Here is a 22,697-nt window from a genome sequence, read left to right as displayed (position 1 = left end):
CTCGGTGGCGGCCCTGCAGACGCTGGTCGAGCTGCCGAAGGGCTGGTCTCTCACGGACGTGAAGTGTTTCAAGGACTGGGCGACGGCCGATCCGCAGGGCCCGACCGCCGGTGACGGTGTCTACCTGTTCCACCACGTGGCCGGCACGGGCTGGAAGTACCACGACCAGGGCAGCGATTGGGACTGCAAGGATCTCGGTCTCAGCGAGCCGGCGCCGTTCTGCGTCTCGGAACCGGTGAAGACGGCGCCGAAGCCGGCGAACAGCACTGCCACGAGTGTCACGTGCCCTTCGGCGAAGAGTCTTGAGGCCCTGGTCGAGCTTCCTAAGGGCTGGACCTTCGGCAGTGTCCAGTGCGTCAAGGACTGGGCGGGAGCCGATCCGCAGGGCCCGACCGCCGGTGACGGCGTCTACCTGTTCCACTACAAGGCCGGCACGGGTTGGAAGTACTACGGCGACGGCAGCGGATACGACTGCAAGGATCTCGGCCTCACGGAGGCGCCGTTCTGCATCTACTGACCGGGGTGACCGCGGTCGCGCGCCGTGGCGCACTCCCGCTACGTTGTGCACCACAAACAACCGGCCGCATCGACGCCGCCGCTGCCCGAAGGACTTTGCGGTACGTGGAGGAGACGAGCGGGGCATGGCGGACTCCATAGACGATCTTTTCTGTGCGTTCGTTCGGACCCGCTCGCCAGCCTTGTTACGGACGGCGTTCCTGCTGACCGGCGACCGGCACCTCGCCGAGGACCTGGTGCAGGATGCGTTGGCCCGCACTCATCGGGGTCGGCGCCGGCTGGATGACCCCGGGCACTTCGAGGCGTACACCCGCACCGCCATGTACCACCAGCATGTGAGCTGGTGGCGGCGCCGCAGGGTAGCCGAGTCCCTGCCCGGGGAACTGGCCGACGTGGTTCAGCCGGGCAGTGACCATGCTCGCCGTACCGACCTCAAGCTTGCCCTGCACCAGGCGCTCGCCCAACTCACCCAGCGGCAACGGGCCGTGCTGGTGGCGCGCTTCTTCGAGGACCGCAGCGAGGCCGAGACCGCGGCTCTCCTGCAATGCTCGGTCGGCACGATCAAGAGTCAGACCAGCAAGGCGCTGGCCCGCATGCGGGAGATGGCGCCCGAGCTGCTCTCGGCCGTCATGGAGGAGGCCTGATGACCGACAACCTCGGGCCGCTGCGTCAGGCCATGTCCGATCTGAGCGAGCACGGCGGCACCGCCGACATGTACGAGCGGTCCCTGCGCAAGTCGCGGCAGTCGCAACGGCGGATAGCGCTCACCACCGGCGCCGCGGCCACGGCGGTGGTGGTCGCCGTCGGCGCTACGGTCGCCGTGGGCGCCAGCCACCAGCCCGACCCTCCGACGCCACCAGGGTCCACCCGCACCAGTGACGGGCCCCGGAGTCCCGACTGTCCGTCGACGACGACCCTCGGGACCCTGGTCGAGCTGCCGGCAGGCTGGGCCTTCGCCTCCAGGCAGGTGGAGTGCGTCGAGACCTGGGCGGCGGCCGATGTGGAACGTCCGGCCGCCGGCGCCGTCATCTACCTGTTCCATTACACAGCCGGCACGGGCTGGCGGTACCACGATCAGGGACCGGGATGGAACTGCGAGGACCTCGGCCTCACCGAGCCGGCGTCGTTCTGCACCTCCTGATCGCCTCACCCGGGGCAATCTCCGCAACTGAGAACGGCGGTCAACCCCATATTCCTGTTCCATTTACCGATATCTATAAGCTGCAGTTGAGCATGTGGTCACCACGAGAGGATCTTTGATGATGGTCTTGAAACGTTACAGGGCGAGCGCGGCGCTGGTCGGGCTCCTGCTGGTCGTCACCTCCGGCTCGCCGGCCTCGGCGGCGTCCCCGACGGTGAATACGCCGACCACGACCACGCTGACCACCCAGGGCCGCACCGCGGAAAGCTACACCGGCCTGATGAACGGCGAGTCATTCCAGCAGGACGGCATCGTCTCGCACAGCCGATGGCAGTACGCGGCGTTCTGGGACGACCAGGGCTACGTCAACGTCTCCCGGCGTCCGACGAACGGCGCGTGGCAGACCATCCGCCTGACGGACTACCGCACCACCACCACCGATTCACACAATGTGATCAGCATCGGGCTCTCGCACGCGGACGGAAGCATCCACCTGTCGTTCGACATGCACTCCCAGCGTTTCCGCTACCGCAAGTCGGTGGCCGGCATCGCCACCTCGCCGGACACCGCCACCTGGTCACCGGGCATCTTCGGGGCCGTGCAGAACAGCCTCGCCGGACGCGACATGGCCGTCATGACCTATCCGCAGTTCACCACCATGCCCGACGGCAATCTGCAACTGACGATCCGTACGGGAGAGAGTGGGAACGGCAACCAGGTCCTGTTCGAATACCGGGCCGGTGTGTGGAACTTCGTTGGCAAGATCATGAATGGCACCACGCTCGGCAACAATGCCTATCTGTTCGGGTTCCAGTACGACGGGCAGGGCGTGCTGCACATGACCTGGACCGTCCGGGAGACCTTCGACGCGAGCACCAACCACGACCTCTACTACGCGTACAGCACGGACCGGGGTCGAACGTGGCGCAGTGGTTCGGGCGCGCTGGTCGGCACCGCTGACTCCAGCCCGATCTCGACGACCAACGCCGCTGCCCGGTTCTGGGCGATCGGGCAGAACCGTGGCCTGATGAACCAGGAATCGCAGACCGTCGACTCGGCGGGCAACGTACACGTCCTGGCCTCCCACCTACCGCCGTCGGCGCCCAGTGACGCCGTCTTCACCAACGCCCGCGCCAGCGCCGTGCTCGTCCACTACTGGCGCGAGGCGGCGACCGGCCAGTGGCGCCAGCGGATCCTCGGCTACCAGGCGGGCGTCAGCCGCGGCGACATCGGCGTCGACTCCCGGGACAACCTGTTCGTGGTCAGCGCCGCCTCGAACACGGGCGTGTTGCAGGTCGCGACCGCGTCCCGAGCCTCGGTCTGGTCTGACTGGGCCGTGCGTTACCGGTCCGCGGCGACCTTCACCTCCGATCCGCTGCTCGACCACCGCCTGCTGAAGTCCAACAACATCGCCAGCGTCTTCGCACCGCACCAGGGCGGCAGCCGGATCGACGTCCTGAACTTCACCAGCGCCGGGAACTGACTGACCCGGCCGGGGGCACCTCCCGGTCAACTCGATGCTGCCGCCGCTTCGCTAACGCGACGTAGCGGAGTCGATGCCGAGCAACTGCGCGACGGCGTCCGGGCGATCCAGTGGTACGAGATGGCCGCTGTTGGCAATCAGCTCACCGGTCAGGTCGTCGGCGATGGGGGTGAGCTGCCGGTAGAGCAGGTCGCCGACGGTGTTGCCGCCGACGGCCAGGGTGGGCGGGGTCAGCCGGCCGGCCGCGGAGATCGCTGCCGCGTTCCGTTCGGCGGCGCGGTAGTAGCCGAAGCCGCAGCGCAGCGCCTCACGGCCGGTGTAAGCGCTGACGAACGCGTCTCGGATTTCCGAGGGCACACCCCGACGCTCGAAGGTGCCGGCCGTGAGGAACCAGTCGAGGTATTCGGCCTCGTGGCCTTCGAGCACCGTCTCGGCGAGTCCAGGGGCCGAGTGGAAGCCGAACCACCACGGCGGTGTCGGGAAGCCGCCGGGCAGGCCGGGCAGTGTCGCCTCCATCAGCACCAGGCGGCGCACCCGGGCCGGGTGCAGGGCGCCGAGCAGGAAGGCGGCGGGCACGCCCGCGTCCAAGGCGACGACCTCGGCCTGCTCGACGCCCAGCGCGTCGAGCAGGCCGAGCATGTCGCCGGCGCCGGTCACCGCGTCGAAGCCGTCCGCCGCGCGAGCGCTGCCGCCGAGCCCTCGCAGGTCCGGTGCGATGACGCGGCGCCGCCCGCCGAGCAACGGCAGTACCTCGCGCCAGACCTGCCAGGTGTGCGGCCAGCCGTGCATGAGCAGCACTGGCGGCCCCGCGCCGTCCAGGGCGACGTTCAACTCGGTGCTGTTGGTCCGGATCCTGCACAATTCCATGTCTGGTCTCCTGCTGGTTACCATTGGTTACCTGCTTAACATGGGAGACGCGTGATGGCTTGGCAAGACGGCACTTTCGCGCCACCTGGTGAGCCCGGGGTAACCGGGGATCTTTTCAGCCCGGAATGTCCGACTCGGCAGCTGCTGGACCGGATCGGCGACAAATGGACGTCGATGCTGATCAAGGTGCTGGCGGAGCATCATCCGGCAGAGCTCGGGTTCGCGGAACTGCGCCGCCGCGCCCCTGGAGTGTCGAACAAGATGTTGTCGCAGACACTGCAAAGCCTCTGTCGCGACGGCCTGGTCACTCGCCGGGTCGAGGCGAGCGTGCCGCCCCGCGTCTACTACGCGCTCACGAGCCTGGGTCTTTCTCTGGACGCCCCGCTGGCAGCGGTCCGAGCATGGGCTGAGCAGCACATCTCAACCATTGAAGCGAGCCGTCGCGGACCTGGCCAGTAGCGGCGCCTCGGCGCGGGGCGGGTTGGTCGGCGGTTCCGGCCGGCCTTGGTCGTCAAGATCATGGCCGATGCGGCGGTGGTGTCGGCTGGTGGCCAGCCGACGAAGGGCGGCCACCAGCCGAAACAGCGGGGGAACCGAATCCCCGTTCGTCAGTTTCGCGACTCGGTTTCGGATTTGTCCGCGTCGGCGAGGGGCGAGGCGGCCCGGTCCTGAGCGTCCTCAACCCCGGACTGCGCGCCCTGTGGAGAGACCTCCCCGTCGTAGTTGTAGACCCGGAACTCGGCACCATCGACCTGGCGGTGCTGGCTCGTGTGGATGTAGCGGTGGATCAGCCCATCGATCTCCAACTCCACCAGCCCAGCATCGTTGGCCACGTACCGGCTTCCGTCGCGCGGACCACCAATCAGAATCGCATCATCATTCTTCGCCATGTCCGGTATCTACCCACTCCGCTGCTCGTCCAATCGGTCTGTCTCGCCCACCGACGTGCTGCCGCTGGGCGTGCAGGCAGCGACAACGGCCGGTCTGGACGGCGGCGTCACGACGTGCGGTAGTGGCCGGTGAGCCGACCGAGCTTCATGGCCAGGTGCAGGCACAGCCGTTCGTTGCCATCCTTGAGGTCGGTCCCGGCGAGCTGTTCCACCCGTTGCAGCCGGTAGTAGAGGGTGGTCCGGTGCAGTCGAAGCTTCTCGGCGGTGGCATGCGCGTTGCCCGCCAGGTCCAGGTAGGCCTCCAGGGTCTCCAGCAGCACCTGGTGGGCGTCGTCGCGCAGCAGCCGCTCCAGCCCGGGATGGACGCCCGCCACGTCGAGGTGCTGGCTGTCCAGTTGGGACAGCACCCGGTAGATGCCCAGGCCGGCCCAGGAGACCACCCGGCCCAGCGCGGGCAGTTGCGTACCGACCCGGGCAGCCTGCGCGGCCTCCTGGTAGGACTCGATTGCGTGGGACAACCGGGCGCGCGGCTGGCCGATCCCGGTCACGGTCCGCTCCACCGAGGCCAGGCCCCGGGTCGCGGTGCCCAGCGCCTCGTCGAGGTGCCCGGCGGACGCTTCCGGCGAGGGCCGGCCGGCGACCCGGTCGCCACAGACCAGCAGCACGCCGTGGTCGTGCCAGACCAGGTGCAGCGTCTCCCGTACCCCGATCCACCGGCGGGTGGTGACCAGGGCCTGTTCCAGGGCGATGCGGGACACCTCGTCGGGTTGCCGCCCGGCGGCCGGCACGAGCTGGGCGACGAGCGCGACTGTCGACCCGTCGGCGACCACCACGCCCTCCTCCAGCAGCGCCCGCGCCGCGTGCTCGCGCGCCTGCCGGCTCTCCACCAGTAACGTGCGGGTGGCCTCGGTCTCCCGCTGCGAGGCGAGCTCACCGAGCAGGTTCTCCCGGTACAGGGCCAGCGACAGGTCGGTGAAGGGGCCGGTCGCGGTGGCGATGTCGGCGTCGGTCATCGAGCCGTCCGCGTCGATGAACCAGACGAACCCGAGCAGCAGGTCGTCGTGCCGGATCGGCACGCAGACCCTCGCCAGCAGGTCCAACTCGGCGCACGCGGGGGTGCGGACCGGCGCGTGCGCCGTGAGCACGCCCTTGTCTCGGAACCAGGCGATCACCTCCGGCGTCGTCTGCCGGCGCAGGATCGACGTCCGGCGGACGTCGTCCATCGGGCCGTCGTGCTCGCTGTAGGCGACCACCCGCTGTCGGCGATCCTCGATGAGGGCGGGTCGCCCCACCCGGGCGGCGACGGCGTCGACGATTCGCTGGAGCTCACCGTGCATGTAACTCCCATGGTTGCGCTGCGTGACAGGGATCGCGCGACCGCCAGTCCTTACCCTCCGGTGCCGGTGGGTCATCGCGCAAGGTCCACTGTCGAAGTCACGACAAAAAAGAGGTGCGACACGGCGTCTGTTCCGGCATCTGTCCGAAGACCGGTGGCGGCAGACGTTCCTAGGGTTCCGGTACGAACCGCACCAGTGACGCCGCGCACGGTGCGGGTGGGGAGGGGATTGCCGAGTGGGAGCTGGTAGGCCCTGGCGGGGCGTGCTGGTCGCCATCGCCACGCCGTTTCGCGCCGACCTGTCGGTCGACTTCGACCGGCTCCAGGAACACGTCCGTTGGCTCGCCGCCGAGGGGTGCGACGGGGTCGCGCCGTGCGCGTCGATGGGGGAGTACCAGGCCCTCTCCGACGACGAGCGGGCCGCCGTGGTCAAGGCGACGGTGGAGGCCGCGCCGTCGGGCTGCGCGGTGGTGCCCGGCGTCGGCGGCTACGGCAGCAGGCAGGCCCGCCGCTGGGCGGAGCAGGCCGCCGAGGCCGGTGCCCACGGCGTGCTCGCGCGGCCACCCGACGGGCCCGCCGCCCGCGCCGCGGACGTGGTCGCCCACTACCGGGAGGTGGCGGCGGTCGGCCTGCCGGTGGTCGCCCACAACGAGCCGTACGACACCCGGTTGGACCTCACGCCGGACCTGCTGGCGACCGTCGCCGAGATAGACGGGATCGTCGCGGTCAAGGAGGTCAGCGGCGACGTACGCAGGTTGCACCGCCTGCGGGATCTCTGCCCGCACGTCGACGTGCTGGTCGGCGCAGACGACGTGGTGCTCGAACTGGTGCTGTGCGGCGCCACGGGATGGGTCGCCACCCTGCCCAACGCGCTGGCCCGCCAGGCCGTGCGTCTGTACGAGCTGTGTGTCGCCCGGGACCTGGGTCGGGCGCTGCCGCTCTATGCCGAGCTGCACCCGATACTCGGCTGGGCCTCCCGGCCCGAAGCCGTGCAGGCCGTCAAGCTCGCGATGGAGTGCGCCGGGCGGTTCGGCGGGCGGTGCCGCCCACCGCGCGGACCCCTGTCCGGGACTGCCGCCGACCGGGTGCGTCGGGACGTGCTGCGGGCCCTCGCGGCGACGGCCGAACCGGCTTCCGGGGCCGGCGCTGGCTGATCCGCCGGTGGCGTCGGTCCTTCAGGTGTCGGAAGTCGCCGGCCCACCTGCCGACATCTGCACGGTGACCGGCACCCGCCCGTACTCCTAGATTCGCTGCGCGGCCTGCTGACAGGTGTTCCGCCATACCCCCCACCGGGACGCCAGCGCCGCGTTTCCCCGACGAGAGGTGGTTCCGTGCACCGTGCTACCCCCCACCGAACCCGGCTGAGACGGGCCGTGCTGGCCGCGGCCGTGGTGACCACGCTCGTGGCGACCGGGGCGGCGCAGGCCGCCGCGGCCCCGGCCAACCCGGCCGGCGGCACCGCGCCGTTCCAGGTCCTCGATCCGCAGGCCTGGCAGAACCCGGACACCATGACCTGGAACGACTACAAGGCCGTGCCCGGCAGGAACTGGGCCGACCCGAGCGTGTCGGGTTCGGTCCGCAACTTCAAGATCGCCCTGGTGGCGCTCGACTATCCTGACGAGACGTTCGCGGTCTCCCAGCGGGCCCGCTCGACGGTCTTCGGCAACCCCCAGTCCGTCGCGACCAACATTCCCCGGGCGGACGTCCCGAAGTTCTACCAGGACTTCCTGAACACCCCGAACACCCTCAACAAGGGCCACACCCTGCACGAGTACTGGATGCAGGACTCCAACGGCCGCTACGGCGTCGACCTCACCGGGTTCGGGCCGTACCAGATGCCGGCGAAGTCCTACCAGTACGGGCTGGACAACGGGTTCAACCCGGGCGCCTGTCCGAGCGGGGACGTGTGCGGCAAGAACATCCGCACCGACGGCCTGGGCGCCTGGCGGGCGGCCGTCGGCGAGGAGGTCGCCAACCAGTACGAGCTGGTGTTCATCCTCAGCGCCGGCCAGGACGAGTCGTCGACCTGGCAGGAGTTCGGGCAGATGATCTTCCAGAACAAGGAGGACGTGCCGGACGCCTGGGGCCCACCGGACCCCAACCTGCCGAACTGGGCGAAGACCCGCTACGTGGACTGGACCTCGTGGAAGGCGGCGGCGACACTGTGGCCGAACGCCGGCGGCGGCTCCTCGACGCAGGGGGAGAGTTCCGGCATGGGCGTCTACGCCCACGAGTTGACCCATCTGCTAGGCATCGGCGACAACTACAACAACCCGTACGGCGACCCGCTGCGCAGGGCGTACACCGGGATCTGGAGCATGATGTCGCGCGGGTCGTTCAACGGCCCGGGCGGTCCGCACACCCGCTGGCAGATCCCGCCGACCAACGGCGGCTCGATGGGCTCGCTGCACACCGTGCGGGACAAACTCAAGATCGGCCTGCTCGGTGAGGAGCACGTGCTGCGGCTGTCGCGGGAGGCGCTGGCCTCCTCGGGCATGGTGGTCGCGCAGGTCACGTCCCGGGCGGTCGACGCCGGCCCGAAGGGCCTGAGCGGCGTGAACATCGCGCTGAACAAGGACCTGTCGCCGACGTGTGGGGTCAGCACCGACCCGTTGTGCGACGGTGGCAGCTTCAACAACTACACCGTCGAGGTCGTCGACCGGATGGGCGCGGACTCCTTCACCCCGGACAGTGGCGTGTTGCTGAGCAAGACGAAGAACGCCGACAGCGCGCCGTTCCAGTGGGTGGTGGACGCCAACCCGCAGGACATCGACATGATCGACTTCTACCGGCCGGACGGCACCCCGCAGAAGATCACCATGGGTGACTACCGGCAGCTCTCCGACGCGCTGTTCCACGCCGGCGCGGACACCGGCAGCCAGTACGAGTACGTCGACGAGGCCAACCGGCTGCACTTCTACGTCATCGACCTCAAGCGGGACTCGGCCGGCTCGCTCTCCTACACGGTGGCGGTGCGTTCGCTGGACGGCACCGGCGGGCCGAGCAGTCACGACGTGCTGCTGGGCAAGGGCGAGGTGACCGGTGGCGGCAAGCCGACCAACCGCGGGGTGACCTGCTCGTTCGAGCTGACCAACACCGGTTCGTACTCGGCCGGCGGGCAGCAGCACCCGGAGAACGTCAGCGCGTACCTGAAGTCGGACGTCTACCGCCTGTCGGCGGAGGTGGCCGGCAAGGGTTGGCGGGCCTGGCTGCCCAACCAGCTGGCCACCGCGCAGTTCGGCAAGGCCACCACGGTCACGGTGTCGGTGGGTGCCACCGCCGCGGCCGCGGCCACCGGTTTCGTGAAGCTCACCGCGACCTCGGAGAGCGACCCGACGAAGACGGTGACCAAGCAGTGCCGGGTCGAGAAGTCCTGACCGGCGCCCGAGGTTGACCCCGATCCTGCCGGGTCCGCGGCGGCCTGCCGCCGCGGACCCGGCCGGCGGGCGAGAGGAGGATGACGTGCGGCGAGGCATCGTGACGCTGCTGCCCCTGCTGCTGGCCGGCGTGACCGGTTGCGGCGCCGGCGGCGGTGCCCAGGAGGCGGTCTCCCCGACGACTGTCCGGGTCCTGGTTCGCGACATCAACATCCGGGCCGCGGGCGTGGACTGCGCCGGCACCGGTCCGTACCAGCACTTTCACAACCGGGCGCCGTTCCGCGTGCTCGACCCGGACGGGGCGGCGCTGGTCAGCGGGCAACTGCCGGCGGGGACCGCGGTGGCCGCCGTCGCCGAGGACCTGGGGGTCGAGCGCCTGCCCACCTACTGCGAGTTCGCCGTTCCGGTGCGGGTGCCGCAGCGGGTCTCCTATCGGCTGGAGGTGGACGGCCGGCCGGCGCTCGACCTGACGCCGGACAGCAGCGAGGGCCCGGCGCTGGTGGCGGTGGTGCCGTCATGAGGCGGGCACTGCTGCCGCTGGTGCTCGCGGCGGTGCTGCTGGGCGGATGCAGCACGCCCGACCCCGAGCCCGCGCCGGCGCCCGCCGGAGGGGCGGCGACGCTGCCCGGGCCGGTCCCCGCCGACCTGGCGTTGCGCCCGGCGCCCGGCACCGCCCCGGCCGCCCCGGCGTTCACCGGCGCGTTGACCGACGGCACACCGTTGGCCGCCGCCGAGCTGTGGGCGCAGCGTCCCGTCGTGCTCACCTTCTTCAGCTCCTGGTGCACCACCTGCGCCAGCCGCCAGGCCGCCCTCAGTGACCTGGCCCGCAGCTATCGCGACCGGGTGGTCTTCGTCGGTGTGGCCGGCGCGGACCAGGGCGACGAGGTCCAGGACTACCTGCGCGCGCACCGGGTGGAGTATCCGGTCGTCCTGGACGGCCAGCAGACGGTCTGGCGTTCGTACGCGGTGCGGGAGCCGCCGACCGTGGTGCTGGTGGCCAAGGGTGGCGCCCTGCTCCGCGGCTGGCCGGGTGGCCTGGACGCCCCGACCCTCGACCGGTGGCTACGGGAGTTGGTGCTGGCCGGCCCGCCGTAGTCCCGTCGCCCCGGTGCGGCCCGCGTCGAACCACACCCGACGAAGTTCCTACACGTGCAGGTGGTGGCACAGGCCACCGGCTCGTAGCGTACGCAGCCTCGGACACATCAAGGAGACTGCATGCCTACAGTGGGAACGCGCTGGCGCACTGGCGTGGCCGTACTGTCCGCGACGGTGCTCGCCGCCCTCGGCGCGGCGCCGCAGGCGGTGGCGGCGGACAGCCCGCCGTCGATCGTCGTCCAGGACGGCGTCACCCAGCCGGTGTTCGGCTACGCCGACGCCATTCGGGAGCGCCTCTTCATCGACTCCACCTTCGACAGCGACAAGGACGGTCTGCGCGACATCATCGCGTTCGACCTGATGCGGCCGGCGGCCACCGCGCATGGGCTCAAGGCCCCCGTGGTGATGGACGCCAGCCCGTACTACTCGACGGTCTGCCGAGGCAACGAGTCCGAGTGCAAGGCGGACCTCGACGGCGACGGGCTGCTGGACAAGTGGCCGCTGTTCTACGACAACTACTTCGTGCCACGCGGCTACGCGGTCATCCTGCTGGACATGGTCGGCACCAACAACTCCACCGGCTGCCCGACCACCAACGCCAACCAGGACAACCTGAGCGCCAAGCAGGCCGTCAACTGGCTCAACGGCCGGGCCACCGCTCGTAACGCCGCCGGTGAGATCGTCAAGGCGGACTGGCACAACGGCAAGACGGGGATGATCGGCAAGTCGTACGACGGCTCGCTGGCCATGGCCACGGCGGTGACCGGTGTGCAGGGCCTGACCACGGTCGTGCCCATCAGCGGACCGACCGAGTACTACGACTACGTGCGCAGCAACGGCGTGGTCACCCGTGGCAACAGTTACGTGGCGTCGCTGGCCAACACGGTCACCAACCCCGAGCGCCGGGACTACTGCAAGCCGGTGCGCGACGCGATAGGCGCCGCCGACGGCGACGAACACGGCGACTACACGGCCTTCTGGAACGAGCGCAGCTACGTCAAGAAGGTCCCCAACGTCACCGCCAGCGTGCTGCTCTACCACGGCCTCAATGACGACAACGTCCGGCCGGACCACTTCAGCAAGTTCTGGTACGCCCTGGCGGAGAACAACGTGCCGCGCAAGCTGTGGCTGTCGCAGGAGGGCCACGTCGACCCGTTCGACTCGCGCCGCGCGGTGTGGGTGTCGACGCTGCACCGGTGGTTCGACTTCTGGCTGCAGGGCGTCGCCAACGGCATCATGGACGAGCCGCGGGTGGACCTGGAGCGGTCCGCCGACGTGTGGGAGACCCACGCCGACTGGCCGATCCCCGGCAAGGCCGACACGGAGGTGTTCCTCCAGCCCGGCACCACCGGCGCGGGCGGTCTCGGGCTGGTGCCCACCGCGAAGCCGGCGACCGGGGCGTTCCAGGACAGCCGCACGCAGAGCCAGAACACCATGATCCTCAACCCGGACGTGGTGCAGCCCAACCGGCTGGCCTTCCTCTCTGCGCCCCTCTCCGCGCCGCTGCACATCTCCGGCACCCCGACCGTGCAACTGCGGGCCTCCGCCGACCAGACCGACACCAACCTCGGTGCGATCCTGGTCGACTACGGCACCGACGAGCGGGTCGCGCACCGAGCCTCCGGCGAGGGAATCATCACCCTGACCACTGAGGACTGCTGGGGCGAGACCAGCCCGACCGACGACGGCTGCTACAAGCAGACGGCGAAGCGGGTGGCCACGGCCGACTACGAGCTGGTCACCAAGGGCATCATGGACGCCCAGAACCGGCAGTCGATCCGCGTCGCCGTGCCGCTGGTGCCGGGGGAGTCGTACAACTTCAGCTTCCCGCTGCTGCCGGAGGACTATGTCTTCAAGCCCGGCCACCGGATCGGTGTGATCATCGTGGCCAGCTACCCGCAGTACTCCAGCCAGGCGGACACCACCGCCGCGAACCTGCAGGTGGCACTGAAGAGCAGCAACATCGTCCTACCTGTGGTCGGCGGCACCGCGGCCGCGCACGCCGCGGGCCTCTGACCCGGACGGCCGCTCGCCATGCCTGGCGAGCGGCCGTCCTTACCCGTGTTTCAGTTGCCGCTCAGTTTCATCCCCGGCATCACCAGTAACTACGACACCCTGCAGTTCGCCGGGCACGAGTCCGGAGCCAAGCTGCTCGGACTGTTCCAGGTGTCGATCCTGCACAACCTCGTCCACCTAGCCTTCGGCGTCGCCGGCCTCGCCCTGGCCCGTACCGTCTCCGGCGCCCGCACCTACCTCGTCGCCGGCGGTGCCATCTACCTGGTGCTCTGGCTCTACGGGCTGGTCGTCGACCACCAGAGCGGGGCCAACTTCGTGCCGCTCAACAACGCCGACAACTGGCTGCACCTGTTCCTCGGCCTTGGCATGATCGCCCTCGGGCTCGCGCTGACCCGTCGCCCCGCCGACCGTCGCTGATCCACGCCTCTTGAAGTCGATCTTGTCTTCGGTGTGGTGGTCATGGGACACCTGGACTCGACTGACGAGCCACTGCCCTTCCGTATTCATGAGGCTCAGCTGCCCGGCCCGGGTCACCGTCAGCGCTGCGCCCAGCGCGCCGCCGACGACCGAGTGCGATCCCGGTGCCGACCACGCGAAGCGCCGGGCCCCCGCCTGCCGGAAGACCGGCTGGCGGTGGGCCCGGCGCCGTCACCCGTCAGCGGCCCTGCAGGCGCTTCACGTTGTCGCCGAAGGTCCACCCCTTCGACCCGTCCCAGTTCGCCGACCAGGTCATCAGGCCCTTGAGGCCGGGCACGGAGTTCCAGGCCTGCGTGACAAGCGACGTCGACAGGTAGCCGCCGCCCGCCCCGTTCTGCGCCGGCAGGCCCGGGACCTGCTTGTCGTACGGCACGCGGATGGTGGTGCCCTGGATGGTCAGGCCGTTGTTCAGGCACTGCGTCTGCACCGTGAAGCCCTGCACGGTGCCGGCCGGATACGAGTCGCCGGCGCAGCCGTACATGCTGCCGTTGTAGTACTGCATGTTCAGCCACCAGAGCCGGCCGTTGTCCACGTACTTCTTGATGATCGGCAGGTACGAGCCCCAGATCGAGCCGTAGACCACGCTGCCGCCGGTGACGTAGGCCGTCTCCGGCGCCATGGTCAGGCCGAAGTTCGACGGCATCCGGGCGAGCACGCCGTCGATGATCCGGATCAGGTTGGCCTGCGACGTGGACAGGGTGTTGATGTTGCCGCTGCCGGTCAGGCCGGTCTCGATGTCGATGTCGATGCCGTCGAAGTGGTAGGTCGTCAGGATCGGCACGATCGTCGCGATGAACCGGTCGGCGACCGCGGTGGAGCTCAGGTCGATGCCCGCGGCGGCCCCGCCGATCGACATCAGGATGGTGGCGCCGGCCGCTTTGGCCTGGCACATCTCGGCCGGGGTGGCCACCTTCACACCAGCGTCCATGCCGTTTTCCCAGAGGACCGTGCCGTCCGAGCGGATCACCGGGAACGCCGCGTTGATCACGTTGTAGCCGTGCTGGGTGAGCCGGCTGTCGGTGATCGGGATCCAGCCGAGGCCGGGGTGTACGCCGTTGGAGGCGCCGTCCCAGTTCTCCCAGTAGCCCTGCAACACCTTGCCGGCGGGCCGCGACTTCACCGCGCAGGTCCCACCGGTGGGCGGTGGCGTGGTGGGGGGAGGTGTGGTCGGTGGTGGCGTGGTCGGAGGCGGGGTCGTCGGTGGTGGCGTGGTGGGAGGCGGCGTGGTTCCCGAGCACGCGCCCAGGTCACGCCACAGCGACGGGGTCGCGGCGGGGTTCCAGCCCGCGCCGGGGTGCGCGGTGTGGGTGACCAGTGCCTGGTAGAGCCGGCCACCATAGGTGACCTGGGCGCCCGCCTGGTAGGTGCTGCCCTCGGCCCAGGCCGGGGCGGTGCAGGCGACCATCGGGACGGCGTTGGCCGAGGACACGGCGGCCATGCTGCTGGGGACGAAGGCGACGGCGGCCGTGACGGCCATCGCCGCCCCGGCTACCACTGCGAAAATCCGACGGCTTCTCATGGCTCACTCCCCAAGCGTCGACGACCCGCGTCCTCCACATATTGACGTTCGTGAAGTTTAATATCAAGGGTTGTTTACAGATCCCGGGAAGTTGGGGGAGCGCGAAGGCCGGTAGGCGCGGGGCGACGCGGGGCCCTTCGGACGTCGCCGGTGGGGAGCGCGCCGAGGGTGAGCGAGTCGTAACGTCCCGCCCCATCCCGATCCCGTGATACGAAGAGTGCGACGAAACGGGTGAGGCGGACGCACAGTGGCAGGCAACCGGGTGGCGGGGCTGCTGCGTAAGCGTGAGCACCCACGCCAGGCGTCGGCCCTCGAGCTTTTCTTCGACCTGTCCTTCATCCTCGGGCTGACCCTGCTGTCGCGGCGGCTCTTCCATGACCTGACCTGGGGCAACGCGTTCGAGACCTTGATCCTGTTCGCGGGCGTCTACTGGATCTGGATCGCGACCGCCTGGGCGACCGACTGGTACAACCCCAACCAGTTGATCATCAAGGGACTCATTCTCAGCATCATGTTCATCGGCCTGGTGATGGTGGCCGCGATACCGAACGCGTTCGGTGCGCACGGATTCATCTTCGCCGGGGCGTACGTCCTCGTGCACTTGCTCCGGGGCGCGGTGTTGCTGACGCTGCTTCGCGGGCATCCGCTGCAACAGCGATCGCTGCTGATCATGATCTGGTTCGCGATCTCCGGGGTGCCCTGGCTGGTCGGTGCTTTCCGGCCGGAGGACGAGCGGGTGGTGCTGTGGCTGGTCGCCCTGGCCATCGACTACGGAATAGCCTGGCTCGGCTGGCCAACTCCGGGGCTGGGCCGAGTGCCGGACGAGAGCCTCCGCAATGTCGGCGAGCACCTGTCGGAGCGGTACCAGCAGGTGTTCATCATCGCCCTGGGCGAGGCGATCCTGGTCAGTGGTCTCGCCTACGCCAGTGCGGAAATCACTGCGTTGCGCACACTCGCCTTCGGACTGGCGTTCCTCAACGTGGTGCTGCTCTGGCGCGGTTATCTGATTCCCGGTGATCTGCGAATCGGCAGCATCCTCGATCAGAATCGCCCACGGATGGCGGTCTCCGTCGCACTGTGCCACGCGATGGTGATCGGGGGAACGCTGCTCACCGCGGTTGGCAACGAAGTGCTCGTCACCGACCCGCTGAGTGATCCACAGGGTGCCTGGGTGATGCTCATGGTCGGTGGAGCCGTGCTTTTCCTGATCGGTCGGATCGTGTACCACCTGTTGGTGTTCCACCGTCTGCCGTGGCCCGGGCTGGTCGGCCTGGCGATTCTCGGCCTGCTGAGCCCCGTGCTGCTCCTGTTCCAGCCCTTGATCATCTCGTTGGTCACCAATGCTGCGCTGTTCGGGGCCGTGGCCGTCGACCTCGTTCTGATTCGGCGATCGGTCCGGCAGGGTCGGCTGAATACGTCGGCGTGAGGCGCCCCCCTGGCGGTCGACCGGGATGACAGGCGTTGATGCCTGCCACCTGCGGGCCGAGGCTGTCGGAATCCGCCACTGGTGCTGCGCCTCTACCGCGCCGGCAATGGGAACTCCACCACCGGCGCGGTGCGGTGCGGCGTCAGAGTCGAGAGGTGAAGGTGGCCAGGAAGCGGTGTGGGGTGACTGCGCCGGTGTTGTCGAAGCAGATGACGTCGACGTCGGCGTTGGTGGTGTACGTCCAGGACTGGGTGAGGTGGCAGTAGTTGCTGCCGGCGCCCTGCGCCACCACTTGGGCGTGCGTCTCCTTGATGCCGACCTGCGGGAAGGTCGCCAGGTAGCGGCCGGCGGGCGCCAGCGGCGCCACCGTGTTCGCGCCGACACCGAGCACCGAGTTGTCGTTGGTCGGCCCGCCGACGGCGGTACCCAGGTAACCGAAGTACGACGGCGGGCCGAGCGAGCCGATCACCGGCCGCCGACGGTGGTACGAGAGGACGAAGTCGGTGTTGGTGAACGCGCCGGCCTGGTCGTAGCAGAAGACGTAGACCTGCACGTCGCTGCCGACCGCGCTCCAGGAGTAGACCTTGCAGCGGCGAGGGCCGGCGTTTGGCTGCACGGCGGTGACCTGCACATTGCCGGCGAGCACTCCGGCCAGCCCCACCCCGGGCAGCCGCACCAGATACTGCCCGACGCCCACCGGCCCGACCGCGTTCACGACGCCCGTGGAGTTGTACGACTGCGCCACCACGCCACCGCTCCACTGCACGTACGCGTGGGACGTACCGGCCGGCAGCACGCCCGAACTGGTCGTCCAGAGCACGGTGAACGGGGTGTCCTCGCGCGTGCCGCCGGGCTTGTGGCACTGCACGTCGACGATCTCGTCGGCGCCGGACTGGAACCAGCGAACCACCTCGCAGTAGTGACCGGTCCGGTTCACCGGGGTTACGTGCGGCACACCCCGTGAGCTGGCACCCACCTGCGGGAAGCGGACCTGGAACCGGCCGGGTGCGAGCTTGACGCCGTCGGCCCAGGCGGCCGGGAAGGCGGTCTTCCAGCTGCCCCACTGCCGGCTGGTGTCCAACACCGTCCAGACCGGCACGGTGGGGTCCTTGACGTACGCGAAGCCCCAGCGGTCGGCGGTGGCCGCCGTGGCCGGTGCCACCGGCGCGAGTGCGCCGGCGGCCAGGACGGCGGCCAGTGCCGCGGTGACGAACGATCGGAGACGCATCTGTTCCTCCACTCGACGGGAACATGTCGGAGAGGAGTGTGCACGCGGTGAACTCATGGTCACAGTCGGCTACATCGTGCTCCGGTGTCGGCTGTCCGCCACTCCTGGCCGCACACCGCTGGGATCGGTGCCGCGGGCGGCGGATCCGGTGAACGGCGCGGAGGAACTGCGCGCGAGCGCCCGCTCAGCCGAGGTGGCCGGCGAGGTCACGCACCGCCTCGCCGAACGCCGCATCGGATTCGTAGGGCCGGTGTCCCTTGATCGGTGGCGGAAAGATGTCGCCGGCCGGAGCCGTCACGCCGCGTGGGTCGCGAAGCCGTCGGTCCACCGTCGCCTCTCGCTCGGATCCGGCGGGTGCCTCGTCGGGGCGTTGCGGGGGAAAGACTCGGCCGCCGATGGGGTCGGTGTCCCGCCACAGATTCACCCACCGCCAGTCGACCCGGTCGGCGACCTCGTGAATCACCGCGTCGCTGACGTACGCGGGAAAGAGCCGGGCGTACAACCGTCGAAGGGGCGAGCCGTGGGTCAGCAGGGCGATCCGGTCGGTGACCCGTGGTGGCAGTTGGAGCACCGTCGCGGCGAGCAGGACGGAGCCGTGGCTGTGTCCGGTGAGCACCACCGCACTGCCGGAGTCGACGAGGTGGGTGATCCGGCAGGTCAGTTCGGGGACGGCCCGTTCGGCGTAGCACGGTGGCGCGAAGGGGTGGGCGGCTCTGGGCCAGAAGGTGCCCAGGTCCCACAGCACGCCGACGTAGCGGCGGAATCCAGGGGTGCGATAGGCGAAGATCCCACCGACGATCAGGCCGATGATGATGGCGGCGATCAGATAGCTGCCGACGCCGATGCTGAAGTTGACGAAGCTGGCCGGCAGACCCACGTAGCGCTGGACCAGTTCGCCGGGAGGCGTCGGCAGCAGGCCGAGCGCGACCATCGTCATGCCGACTCCGGCCAGGCAGGCGTAGAGCACCGCGAGTGGCACCAGCCGCTCGGTGAACCGGGCGTGGGCGATGGCCTTGCGCACCTGCCGCAGCCGTGGCCCGGCATCGTGCGGCGCGTCGGGGAAGTCGCGGGCAACTATCGACGCCGCGGCGCGTCTCCGTTCCGGTCGTGACGTCAGCGACACCACGCCGGCGACGGCCAGCGTCACCAGCACCGCCAGCGAGAAGCCGAGAATCACCCAGATGCAGGCACGCGGAGGGCTGGTGATCAGCGCCTCCGCGGTCGGTGCACCCCTGTTGAGGACGTCGGACACCCGATAGGCCAGTTCGGCGGAGAACGTGAGCGCCAGACTGATCGCGGCGACGGAGGCCGCCAGGGCGCCGAACCCGAGCGAGGGCGCGGCGTCCGACCGTCGGTCCCGGTGCCAGAACAGCACCGCACCCAGGGCAGCCAGCAACACGGCCTGACCGATGAACAACCCGACGACGGTCAGGTTGTAGCCGGGCAGTCCGTTCCTCTCCGGCCAGGCGGCCGAACTGGTCAGAACGTGGATCCAGACCACCACGGTCAGACCGAGGGCGATCGCGCGCAGGACGCTGACCAACCGGTCGAGCCGCCCTTCCGTGGGCGTGCTCAGGGGCGGAGTGCAGAGCAAGGCCGCACAGGTGACCAGCAACAGTCCGGCGGCTGCCGCCAGCGCGACGGTGCCGAGCGACAAACCCTGTGCGGCCCGTGCACCGAGCAGGCTGAGGTCCAGCGTGGCAAACGCCGCCGCGACGTGAATCGAGCGCAGTCGACCGACCAGCGGCTCGTTGTCCCACCGGCCGACGGCGGTGAGTCGGTGCTCCGCAAGGGGCTGGCCGGCCGCAGGGAAGACGTGAAATGGGAGTGCCGGGCGGGCGCTGAGCCCCCACACCAGGCTGATGGCCGCTGCCGGCGCGAGCGCGAGAACCGCCAGGCGCAGTCCGGCGGGACGGCCCCCGAGCCAGGAGAGCCAACTGCGTCCGGCCAGGCACTCGGGCGAGGACATGCACTTCCACGCGATCACATCCAGCGCGATCCCCACCATGCTCAGCACGTACATCCCGGTCAGCGTGAGTGCCAACAACCGGCACAAGGCCTTGATCACCGGGTCGCCGGCTCCGGCTGGACGCATCCAGATGGCGAGGTTGATCAGCATGAAGGGCAACAGGATCACCATCGACAGCGTTCGCAACGCGTTGCCGGCGGGCAGATTGTTCCAGCGGTACGCCTCCAGCGTCACTCCGCCCGCCTCGCCGCCCTCGTGGTTACCCGGCCGGGGTCGGTAGAAGCCACCCCGGTGATCGCCCGCCACCTGCTGCACGTGTGGTCGATCCAGCAGGTCATCCGGGCCGATGGCGGACACCCCGTGCACCCGCAGTTCCACGAGGCCGTCAACCCCAGCGCGCCCGCCCGCGTCTCGCTGATCCATCCGGCACCGGCCCCCCGGCGTGTACGCGACTCACACCGACCCGCTCGGCTGATCCGACGGCGCCTGCGTGGCGCAACGGCGTACCCCACGAAGGGAGAAACAACCCTGAGCGGTGGGTCGGTGCGAGGTGACGGACCGACCATCGGAGGAATGAGGATCGCGACGACTACCGAGAGGTGTGTGGGCCGCCGGCATTCTTCGGGTATCGACTCGACGACCTGCCCGGCGTGATACCAATACCCCGATAGGCGAAGCCGGCAGAAACGGGCGGCCCATGTCGACAAGGGCAGCAGCGCTGCTTCGAAAACCGGGGCAACCGCAGCGGCCGAGCCTTCTGGAGCTCTTCTTCGACCTGGTTTTCGTCTTTGCTCTGAATCGCGTCTCACAGCGGCTGGTCGAGGAACTCACCGCGCGGCGGGTCGTCCTCATCGAGGCCGGCGAGACGCTGCTGTTGCTGCTGGCCTTCATGGTGCTGTGGTTCGTCACGGCGTGGGTCACCGACCTCTACGATCCACAGAGACCGCAGCTGCAGTTGCTGGTCTACACCGCGATGCTCGGCGCGCTGGTGATGGCAGTCGCGGTGCCGCACGCGTTCGGCGACAGAAGTTTGGCCTTCGCTGGCGCGTACGTCGCCGTCCACATCGTTCGTGGGCTGGTCATCGTGCCGATACTGCGCGGCCACGAAGCTCAGCGCCGGGCGGCCGGGGTGTTCTTCTGGTTCACGTTGTCGGCCGTGCCGTGGATCGCTGGCGCGATCGTGACGGATCTGGCCCGAGGACTGTTGTGGACGCTCGCGATCGCCATCGACTGCGCGGCACTGCTGCTGTTCTATCCCGCGCCGTGGTCCCGTCCCACCCAACGCCAGTGGCCCGTCCTGGCCGAGTACCTGTCTGAGCGCTACCGACAATTCTTCATCATCGCTCTCGGCGAACTGATTCTGACGACGGGCTCGGCCTACAGCGACACGTCCTTCCAGCACGGCGGAGCCGCGGCGGCGTTCGCGGTCTCATTCATCACGACCGTGCTGCTGTTCCGCGTCTACCTCTTCAGGGCGGGCCAGCTGTTACCCGAGGCGATCAGAGCGGCCGCTGCGCCCGCGCACCTCATCCGGGAGGCTTTCCTCGCGCACGTACTCATGGTGGCCGGCATCGTCGCCGTCGCCGTCGGATACGAAATCGTGATCGAACACCCGTTCGGGCACACCAACCCGGCCTGGATTCTCGTCGTCCTCGGCGGACCGATGCTGTTCCTGATCGGGCGAGCCCTGGTGGAACATGCCGTGTTCGACCGGGTGTCCCACTCTCGGATCGTCGGCGCTCTGGCGCTCGCCGTCGCCGTACCGTTCATGATCCTGCTGCCACCGCTGGCCGTGGGCGTGACCGCCGTCGTCGTCCTCGCCGGCATCGCCGCTTCCGACGCCATCCACGCCAAGGGGAAACCGCCCGAACGGCCGCACCCGCCCAATTCCAGACTGTGAGCGGCTCACCAGCCCACCGGAGAGGTCCCGCGCCCTAGCTTCGAGGAAGCACGGTGATGGCCACGATGGCGCTGTTGACGACCGTGGCCGTCACGGTGCGGGTCACCGCTGCCGCCGCCGCGTCGGCACCCCAGTCACCCCGCTCAAGTTCCTTGGCTCGGCTGATCACCGACGACGTCCACGGGATCTCGCGGTCGAACTGCGGGAGCGTTCCGCTCGCCGAGAGCAGCGCCGCGAGCGCGGCGACACGGGCCTGTGGCTCCGTACCGTCCACCAGAACCTGCCGAACGTCGGCGAGCAGGCGGGCCCGTCGTTCGGTCCTGCCCTCCCGCAGGGCCGTCGTCCGGAACAGGCCGAGCACCTTACGGGGCTCCTGGTCGATGTCGCCTCGCGCGATGAGCCGCTCCAACACCGGCTTGCGCAGGGCGGGACCGATCGCCGCCAGCGCCGTCTGCACCCCCCGCGGTTTCTCGGCGAGGTAGTCCCATGCCGGGCGCAGGAGGTCATCCGACGGTGGGTGACCCGCGACGCTCCTGAACCGCCCCCGGTCCGCCGTGGCCAGGTGACCGCCGAGGGCGAGGTCCGCGAGCACCGCTCCGCCGAGGACATAGAAGAGGGTGTTCTCGCCCGCGATGGTCCCGGACCTGGGTTGGAACAGAAGCAGTAGGAGATCTTCCACCAGGGTCGGGGCGTCCAACCGGGGCTCGGTGGTCATCGGCGGGGCTCCCAGCGGAAGAGTCGGGTGGCGAGGGCGACGGCGATGACGACCCAGCCGAGCGTGGGCGCGAGCAGGAGCAGGGAGTCGGTCACGGCCACGCCGCCGTTCCAGGCGTTCATGGTCAGTTCGGTGGCCGCGCCGCCGGGCAGCAGCCGCTTGAGCCAGGCCAGGTTCTCGGTGCCGGAGATGCCCACCCAGCTGGCCGTGGCGATCACGCCGAGGGTAACGGGCAGGGTGGTGACCTGGGCGTGTTCGGGGGAGTTCGTCAGCCCGGCAGTGGCCAGCGCCAGGCCGATCATCATGGCCACGGTCGTGAGGACCGCCACCACCAGCAGGGCGAGGTTGGCCGGGCCGCCCGCGACCACGGCCAGGGCGGTCAGGATCGCGGTCACCTGCACCACGGCGAGAAGGAGTACGGGCAGCAGTAGGCCGGCGAGGATGCCGGCGTCGCCTTCGGCGGTGGAGCGCAGCCGCTTGAGGAAGAGGTTCTGTCGCCGGGAGGCCAGGGTGGTCACCGCCGTGGCGTAGAGCCCGAACGCGGCCACGGTGAACATGACGACCGCGGCGATGTAGCCGAGGCTCCCGATGGCGGCGTAGATCTCGTGCTGACGGACGAAGAACACACAGACCGCGACCGGGATGATGAGGCTGGTGATCAGAACCAGCCGGTTGCGGAAAATCTGGATCAGTTCGCTGGACGCGATGGCAATCACGGTGATGCTGCCTCTCGGGGAAGTAC

Annotated in this window: 21 protein-coding genes; 13 read left to right on the top strand and 8 right to left on the bottom strand. The window is 69.4% G+C overall.

Translation table 11 applies throughout. The annotated features are described in order from the left end of the window. The first annotated feature begins 4 nt into the window (after positions 1–4). The 4 genes from ACFYL6_RS25860 to ACFYL6_RS25845 all read left to right on the top strand — a co-directional run bounded on the left by ACFYL6_RS25860 (position 5) and on the right by ACFYL6_RS25845 (position 3,140). A complete protein-coding gene (locus ACFYL6_RS25860; RefSeq protein WP_387175023.1) occupies positions 5–517 on the top strand; it encodes a hypothetical protein in 513 nt (170 codons plus the stop codon). Between the two features lie 124 nt (positions 518–641). After that, positions 642–1,160, top strand: a complete 519-nt coding sequence (locus ACFYL6_RS25855) for a SigE family RNA polymerase sigma factor (protein WP_387175021.1) — start codon at positions 642–644, stop codon at positions 1,158–1,160. Then, complete coding sequence (locus ACFYL6_RS25850; RefSeq protein WP_387175019.1) at positions 1,160–1,657, top strand: hypothetical protein; 498 nt, start codon at positions 1,160–1,162, stop codon at positions 1,655–1,657. The genes ACFYL6_RS25855 and ACFYL6_RS25850 overlap by 1 nt, the downstream gene beginning before the upstream one ends. A 127-nt stretch (positions 1,658–1,784) precedes the next feature. Further along, the gene (locus ACFYL6_RS25845; RefSeq protein ID WP_387175017.1) at positions 1,785–3,140 is read left to right on the top strand and encodes a BNR repeat-containing protein; all 1,356 of its coding nucleotides are present in this window, start codon (positions 1,785–1,787) and stop codon (positions 3,138–3,140) included. Positions 3,141–3,191: 51 nt separating this feature from the next. Here the strand turns inward: ACFYL6_RS25845 and ACFYL6_RS25840 are convergent, their stop codons facing one another. Continuing rightward, a complete protein-coding gene (locus tag ACFYL6_RS25840; RefSeq protein ID WP_387175015.1) occupies positions 3,192–4,007 on the bottom strand; it encodes an alpha/beta fold hydrolase in 816 nt (271 codons plus the stop codon). 54 nt (positions 4,008–4,061) lie between these two features. Between ACFYL6_RS25840 and ACFYL6_RS25835 the strand changes: the two genes are divergently transcribed. Further along, positions 4,062–4,466 carry a winged helix-turn-helix transcriptional regulator gene (locus tag ACFYL6_RS25835; protein ID WP_387175014.1) on the top strand — a complete coding sequence of 135 codons (405 nt, stop codon included), beginning with the start codon at positions 4,062–4,064 and terminating at the stop codon, positions 4,464–4,466. A gap of 149 nt (positions 4,467–4,615) precedes the next feature. On the opposite strand, the gene ACFYL6_RS25830 is transcribed toward ACFYL6_RS25835, so the two are convergent. Both ACFYL6_RS25830 and ACFYL6_RS25825 read right to left on the bottom strand, forming a co-directional pair. Beyond that, positions 4,616–4,840, bottom strand: coding sequence for a hypothetical protein (locus ACFYL6_RS25830; RefSeq protein ID WP_387175012.1), 225 nt, complete (start codon positions 4,838–4,840; stop codon positions 4,616–4,618). Between the two features lie 164 nt (positions 4,841–5,004). Further along, positions 5,005–6,234: a PucR family transcriptional regulator gene (locus tag ACFYL6_RS25825; RefSeq protein ID WP_387175010.1), complete on the bottom strand. Its 1,230-nt coding sequence runs from the start codon at positions 6,232–6,234 to the stop codon at positions 5,005–5,007. 235 nt (positions 6,235–6,469) lie between these two features. On the opposite strand from ACFYL6_RS25825, the gene ACFYL6_RS25820 reads away from it, so the two are divergent. The 6 genes from ACFYL6_RS25820 (at position 6,470) to ACFYL6_RS25795 (ending at position 13,138) form a co-directional block, all read left to right on the top strand. After that, entirely contained in the window at positions 6,470–7,387 is a 918-nt protein-coding gene (locus ACFYL6_RS25820; protein ID WP_387175009.1) for a dihydrodipicolinate synthase family protein, read from the top strand. A gap of 177 nt (positions 7,388–7,564) precedes the next feature. Continuing rightward, positions 7,565–9,610 (top strand): M6 family metalloprotease domain-containing protein, encoded by a 2,046-nt coding sequence (locus ACFYL6_RS25815; RefSeq protein WP_387175007.1) that lies wholly within the window; start codon positions 7,565–7,567, stop codon positions 9,608–9,610. Between the two features lie 85 nt (positions 9,611–9,695). Next, on the top strand, positions 9,696–10,130 hold the full coding sequence (locus tag ACFYL6_RS25810; protein ID WP_387175005.1) for a hypothetical protein: 435 nt from the start codon (positions 9,696–9,698) through the stop codon (positions 10,128–10,130). Further along, positions 10,127–10,705, top strand: a complete 579-nt coding sequence (locus tag ACFYL6_RS25805; protein WP_387175003.1) for a TlpA family protein disulfide reductase — start codon at positions 10,127–10,129, stop codon at positions 10,703–10,705. The genes ACFYL6_RS25810 and ACFYL6_RS25805 overlap by 4 nt, the downstream gene beginning before the upstream one ends. 120 nt (positions 10,706–10,825) lie before the next feature. Beyond that, complete coding sequence (locus ACFYL6_RS25800; protein ID WP_387175001.1) at positions 10,826–12,721, top strand: CocE/NonD family hydrolase; 1,896 nt, start codon at positions 10,826–10,828, stop codon at positions 12,719–12,721. A gap of 18 nt (positions 12,722–12,739) precedes the next feature. Next, a complete protein-coding gene (locus ACFYL6_RS25795) occupies positions 12,740–13,138 on the top strand; it encodes a DUF4383 domain-containing protein (protein WP_387175000.1) in 399 nt (132 codons plus the stop codon). A gap of 238 nt (positions 13,139–13,376) precedes the next feature. On the opposite strand, the gene ACFYL6_RS25790 is transcribed toward ACFYL6_RS25795, so the two are convergent. Next, positions 13,377–14,717, bottom strand: coding sequence for a carbohydrate-binding protein (locus ACFYL6_RS25790; RefSeq protein ID WP_387174998.1), 1,341 nt, complete (start codon positions 14,715–14,717; stop codon positions 13,377–13,379). 247 nt (positions 14,718–14,964) lie between these two features. Here ACFYL6_RS25790 and ACFYL6_RS25785 point away from each other — a divergent pair, with 247 nt between their 5' ends. Continuing rightward, a complete protein-coding gene (locus ACFYL6_RS25785) occupies positions 14,965–16,143 on the top strand; it encodes a low temperature requirement protein A (protein WP_387174996.1) in 1,179 nt (392 codons plus the stop codon). A gap of 142 nt (positions 16,144–16,285) precedes the next feature. On the opposite strand, the gene ACFYL6_RS25780 is transcribed toward ACFYL6_RS25785, so the two are convergent. Then, on the bottom strand, positions 16,286–17,371 hold the full coding sequence (locus tag ACFYL6_RS25780) for a hypothetical protein (RefSeq protein ID WP_387174994.1): 1,086 nt from the start codon (positions 17,369–17,371) through the stop codon (positions 16,286–16,288). A gap of 184 nt (positions 17,372–17,555) precedes the next feature. Then, positions 17,556–19,718, bottom strand: coding sequence for a hypothetical protein (locus tag ACFYL6_RS25775; protein ID WP_387174992.1), 2,163 nt, complete (start codon positions 19,716–19,718; stop codon positions 17,556–17,558). Positions 19,719–20,037: 319 nt separating this feature from the next. Between ACFYL6_RS25775 and ACFYL6_RS25770 the strand changes: the two genes are divergently transcribed. Further along, the gene (locus tag ACFYL6_RS25770; RefSeq protein ID WP_387174989.1) at positions 20,038–21,240 is read left to right on the top strand and encodes a low temperature requirement protein A; all 1,203 of its coding nucleotides are present in this window, start codon (positions 20,038–20,040) and stop codon (positions 21,238–21,240) included. A 34-nt stretch (positions 21,241–21,274) separates the two neighbouring features. On the opposite strand, the gene ACFYL6_RS25765 is transcribed toward ACFYL6_RS25770, so the two are convergent. Continuing rightward, entirely contained in the window at positions 21,275–21,955 is a 681-nt protein-coding gene (locus ACFYL6_RS25765; protein WP_387174987.1) for a GPP34 family phosphoprotein, read from the bottom strand. Next, positions 21,952–22,671 (bottom strand): ABC transporter permease, encoded by a 720-nt coding sequence (locus ACFYL6_RS25760; protein WP_387174986.1) that lies wholly within the window; start codon positions 22,669–22,671, stop codon positions 21,952–21,954. The genes ACFYL6_RS25765 and ACFYL6_RS25760 overlap by 4 nt, the downstream gene beginning before the upstream one ends. Positions 22,672–22,697: the final 26 nt, after the last annotated feature.

The sequence above is a fragment of the Micromonospora sp. NPDC007208 genome (genome assembly GCF_042869175.1).
Classification (GTDB): Bacteria; Actinomycetota; Actinomycetes; order Mycobacteriales; family Micromonosporaceae; genus Micromonospora; species Micromonospora foliorum.
This window is presented reverse-complemented; position numbering and strand designations above follow the sequence as displayed.

What these genes read in the sequence shown, in the direction of transcription:
- ACFYL6_RS25850 (WP_387175019.1), top strand. Translation starts at nt 1,160, where the DNA reads ATGACCGACAACCTCGGGCCGCTGCGTCAGGCCATGTCCGATCTGAGC.
- ACFYL6_RS25765 (WP_387174987.1), bottom strand. Translation starts at nt 21,955, where the DNA reads ATGACCACCGAGCCCCGGTTGGACGCCCCGACCCTGGTGGAAGATCTC.
- ACFYL6_RS25800 (WP_387175001.1), top strand. Translation starts at nt 10,826, where the DNA reads ATGCCTACAGTGGGAACGCGCTGGCGCACTGGCGTGGCCGTACTGTCC.
- ACFYL6_RS25780 (WP_387174994.1), bottom strand. Translation starts at nt 17,371, where the DNA reads ATGCGTCTCCGATCGTTCGTCACCGCGGCACTGGCCGCCGTCCTGGCC.
- ACFYL6_RS25790 (WP_387174998.1), bottom strand. Translation starts at nt 14,717, where the DNA reads ATGAGAAGCCGTCGGATTTTCGCAGTGGTAGCCGGGGCGGCGATGGCC.
- ACFYL6_RS25825 (WP_387175010.1), bottom strand. Translation starts at nt 6,234, where the DNA reads ATGCACGGTGAGCTCCAGCGAATCGTCGACGCCGTCGCCGCCCGGGTG.
- ACFYL6_RS25855 (WP_387175021.1), top strand. Translation starts at nt 642, where the DNA reads ATGGCGGACTCCATAGACGATCTTTTCTGTGCGTTCGTTCGGACCCGC.
- ACFYL6_RS25770 (WP_387174989.1), top strand. Translation starts at nt 20,038, where the DNA reads ATGTCGACAAGGGCAGCAGCGCTGCTTCGAAAACCGGGGCAACCGCAG.
- ACFYL6_RS25840 (WP_387175015.1), bottom strand. Translation starts at nt 4,007, where the DNA reads ATGGAATTGTGCAGGATCCGGACCAACAGCACCGAGTTGAACGTCGCC.
- ACFYL6_RS25835 (WP_387175014.1), top strand. Translation starts at nt 4,062, where the DNA reads ATGGCTTGGCAAGACGGCACTTTCGCGCCACCTGGTGAGCCCGGGGTA.
- ACFYL6_RS25805 (WP_387175003.1), top strand. Translation starts at nt 10,127, where the DNA reads ATGAGGCGGGCACTGCTGCCGCTGGTGCTCGCGGCGGTGCTGCTGGGC.
- ACFYL6_RS25795 (WP_387175000.1), top strand. Translation starts at nt 12,740, where the DNA reads ATGCCTGGCGAGCGGCCGTCCTTACCCGTGTTTCAGTTGCCGCTCAGT.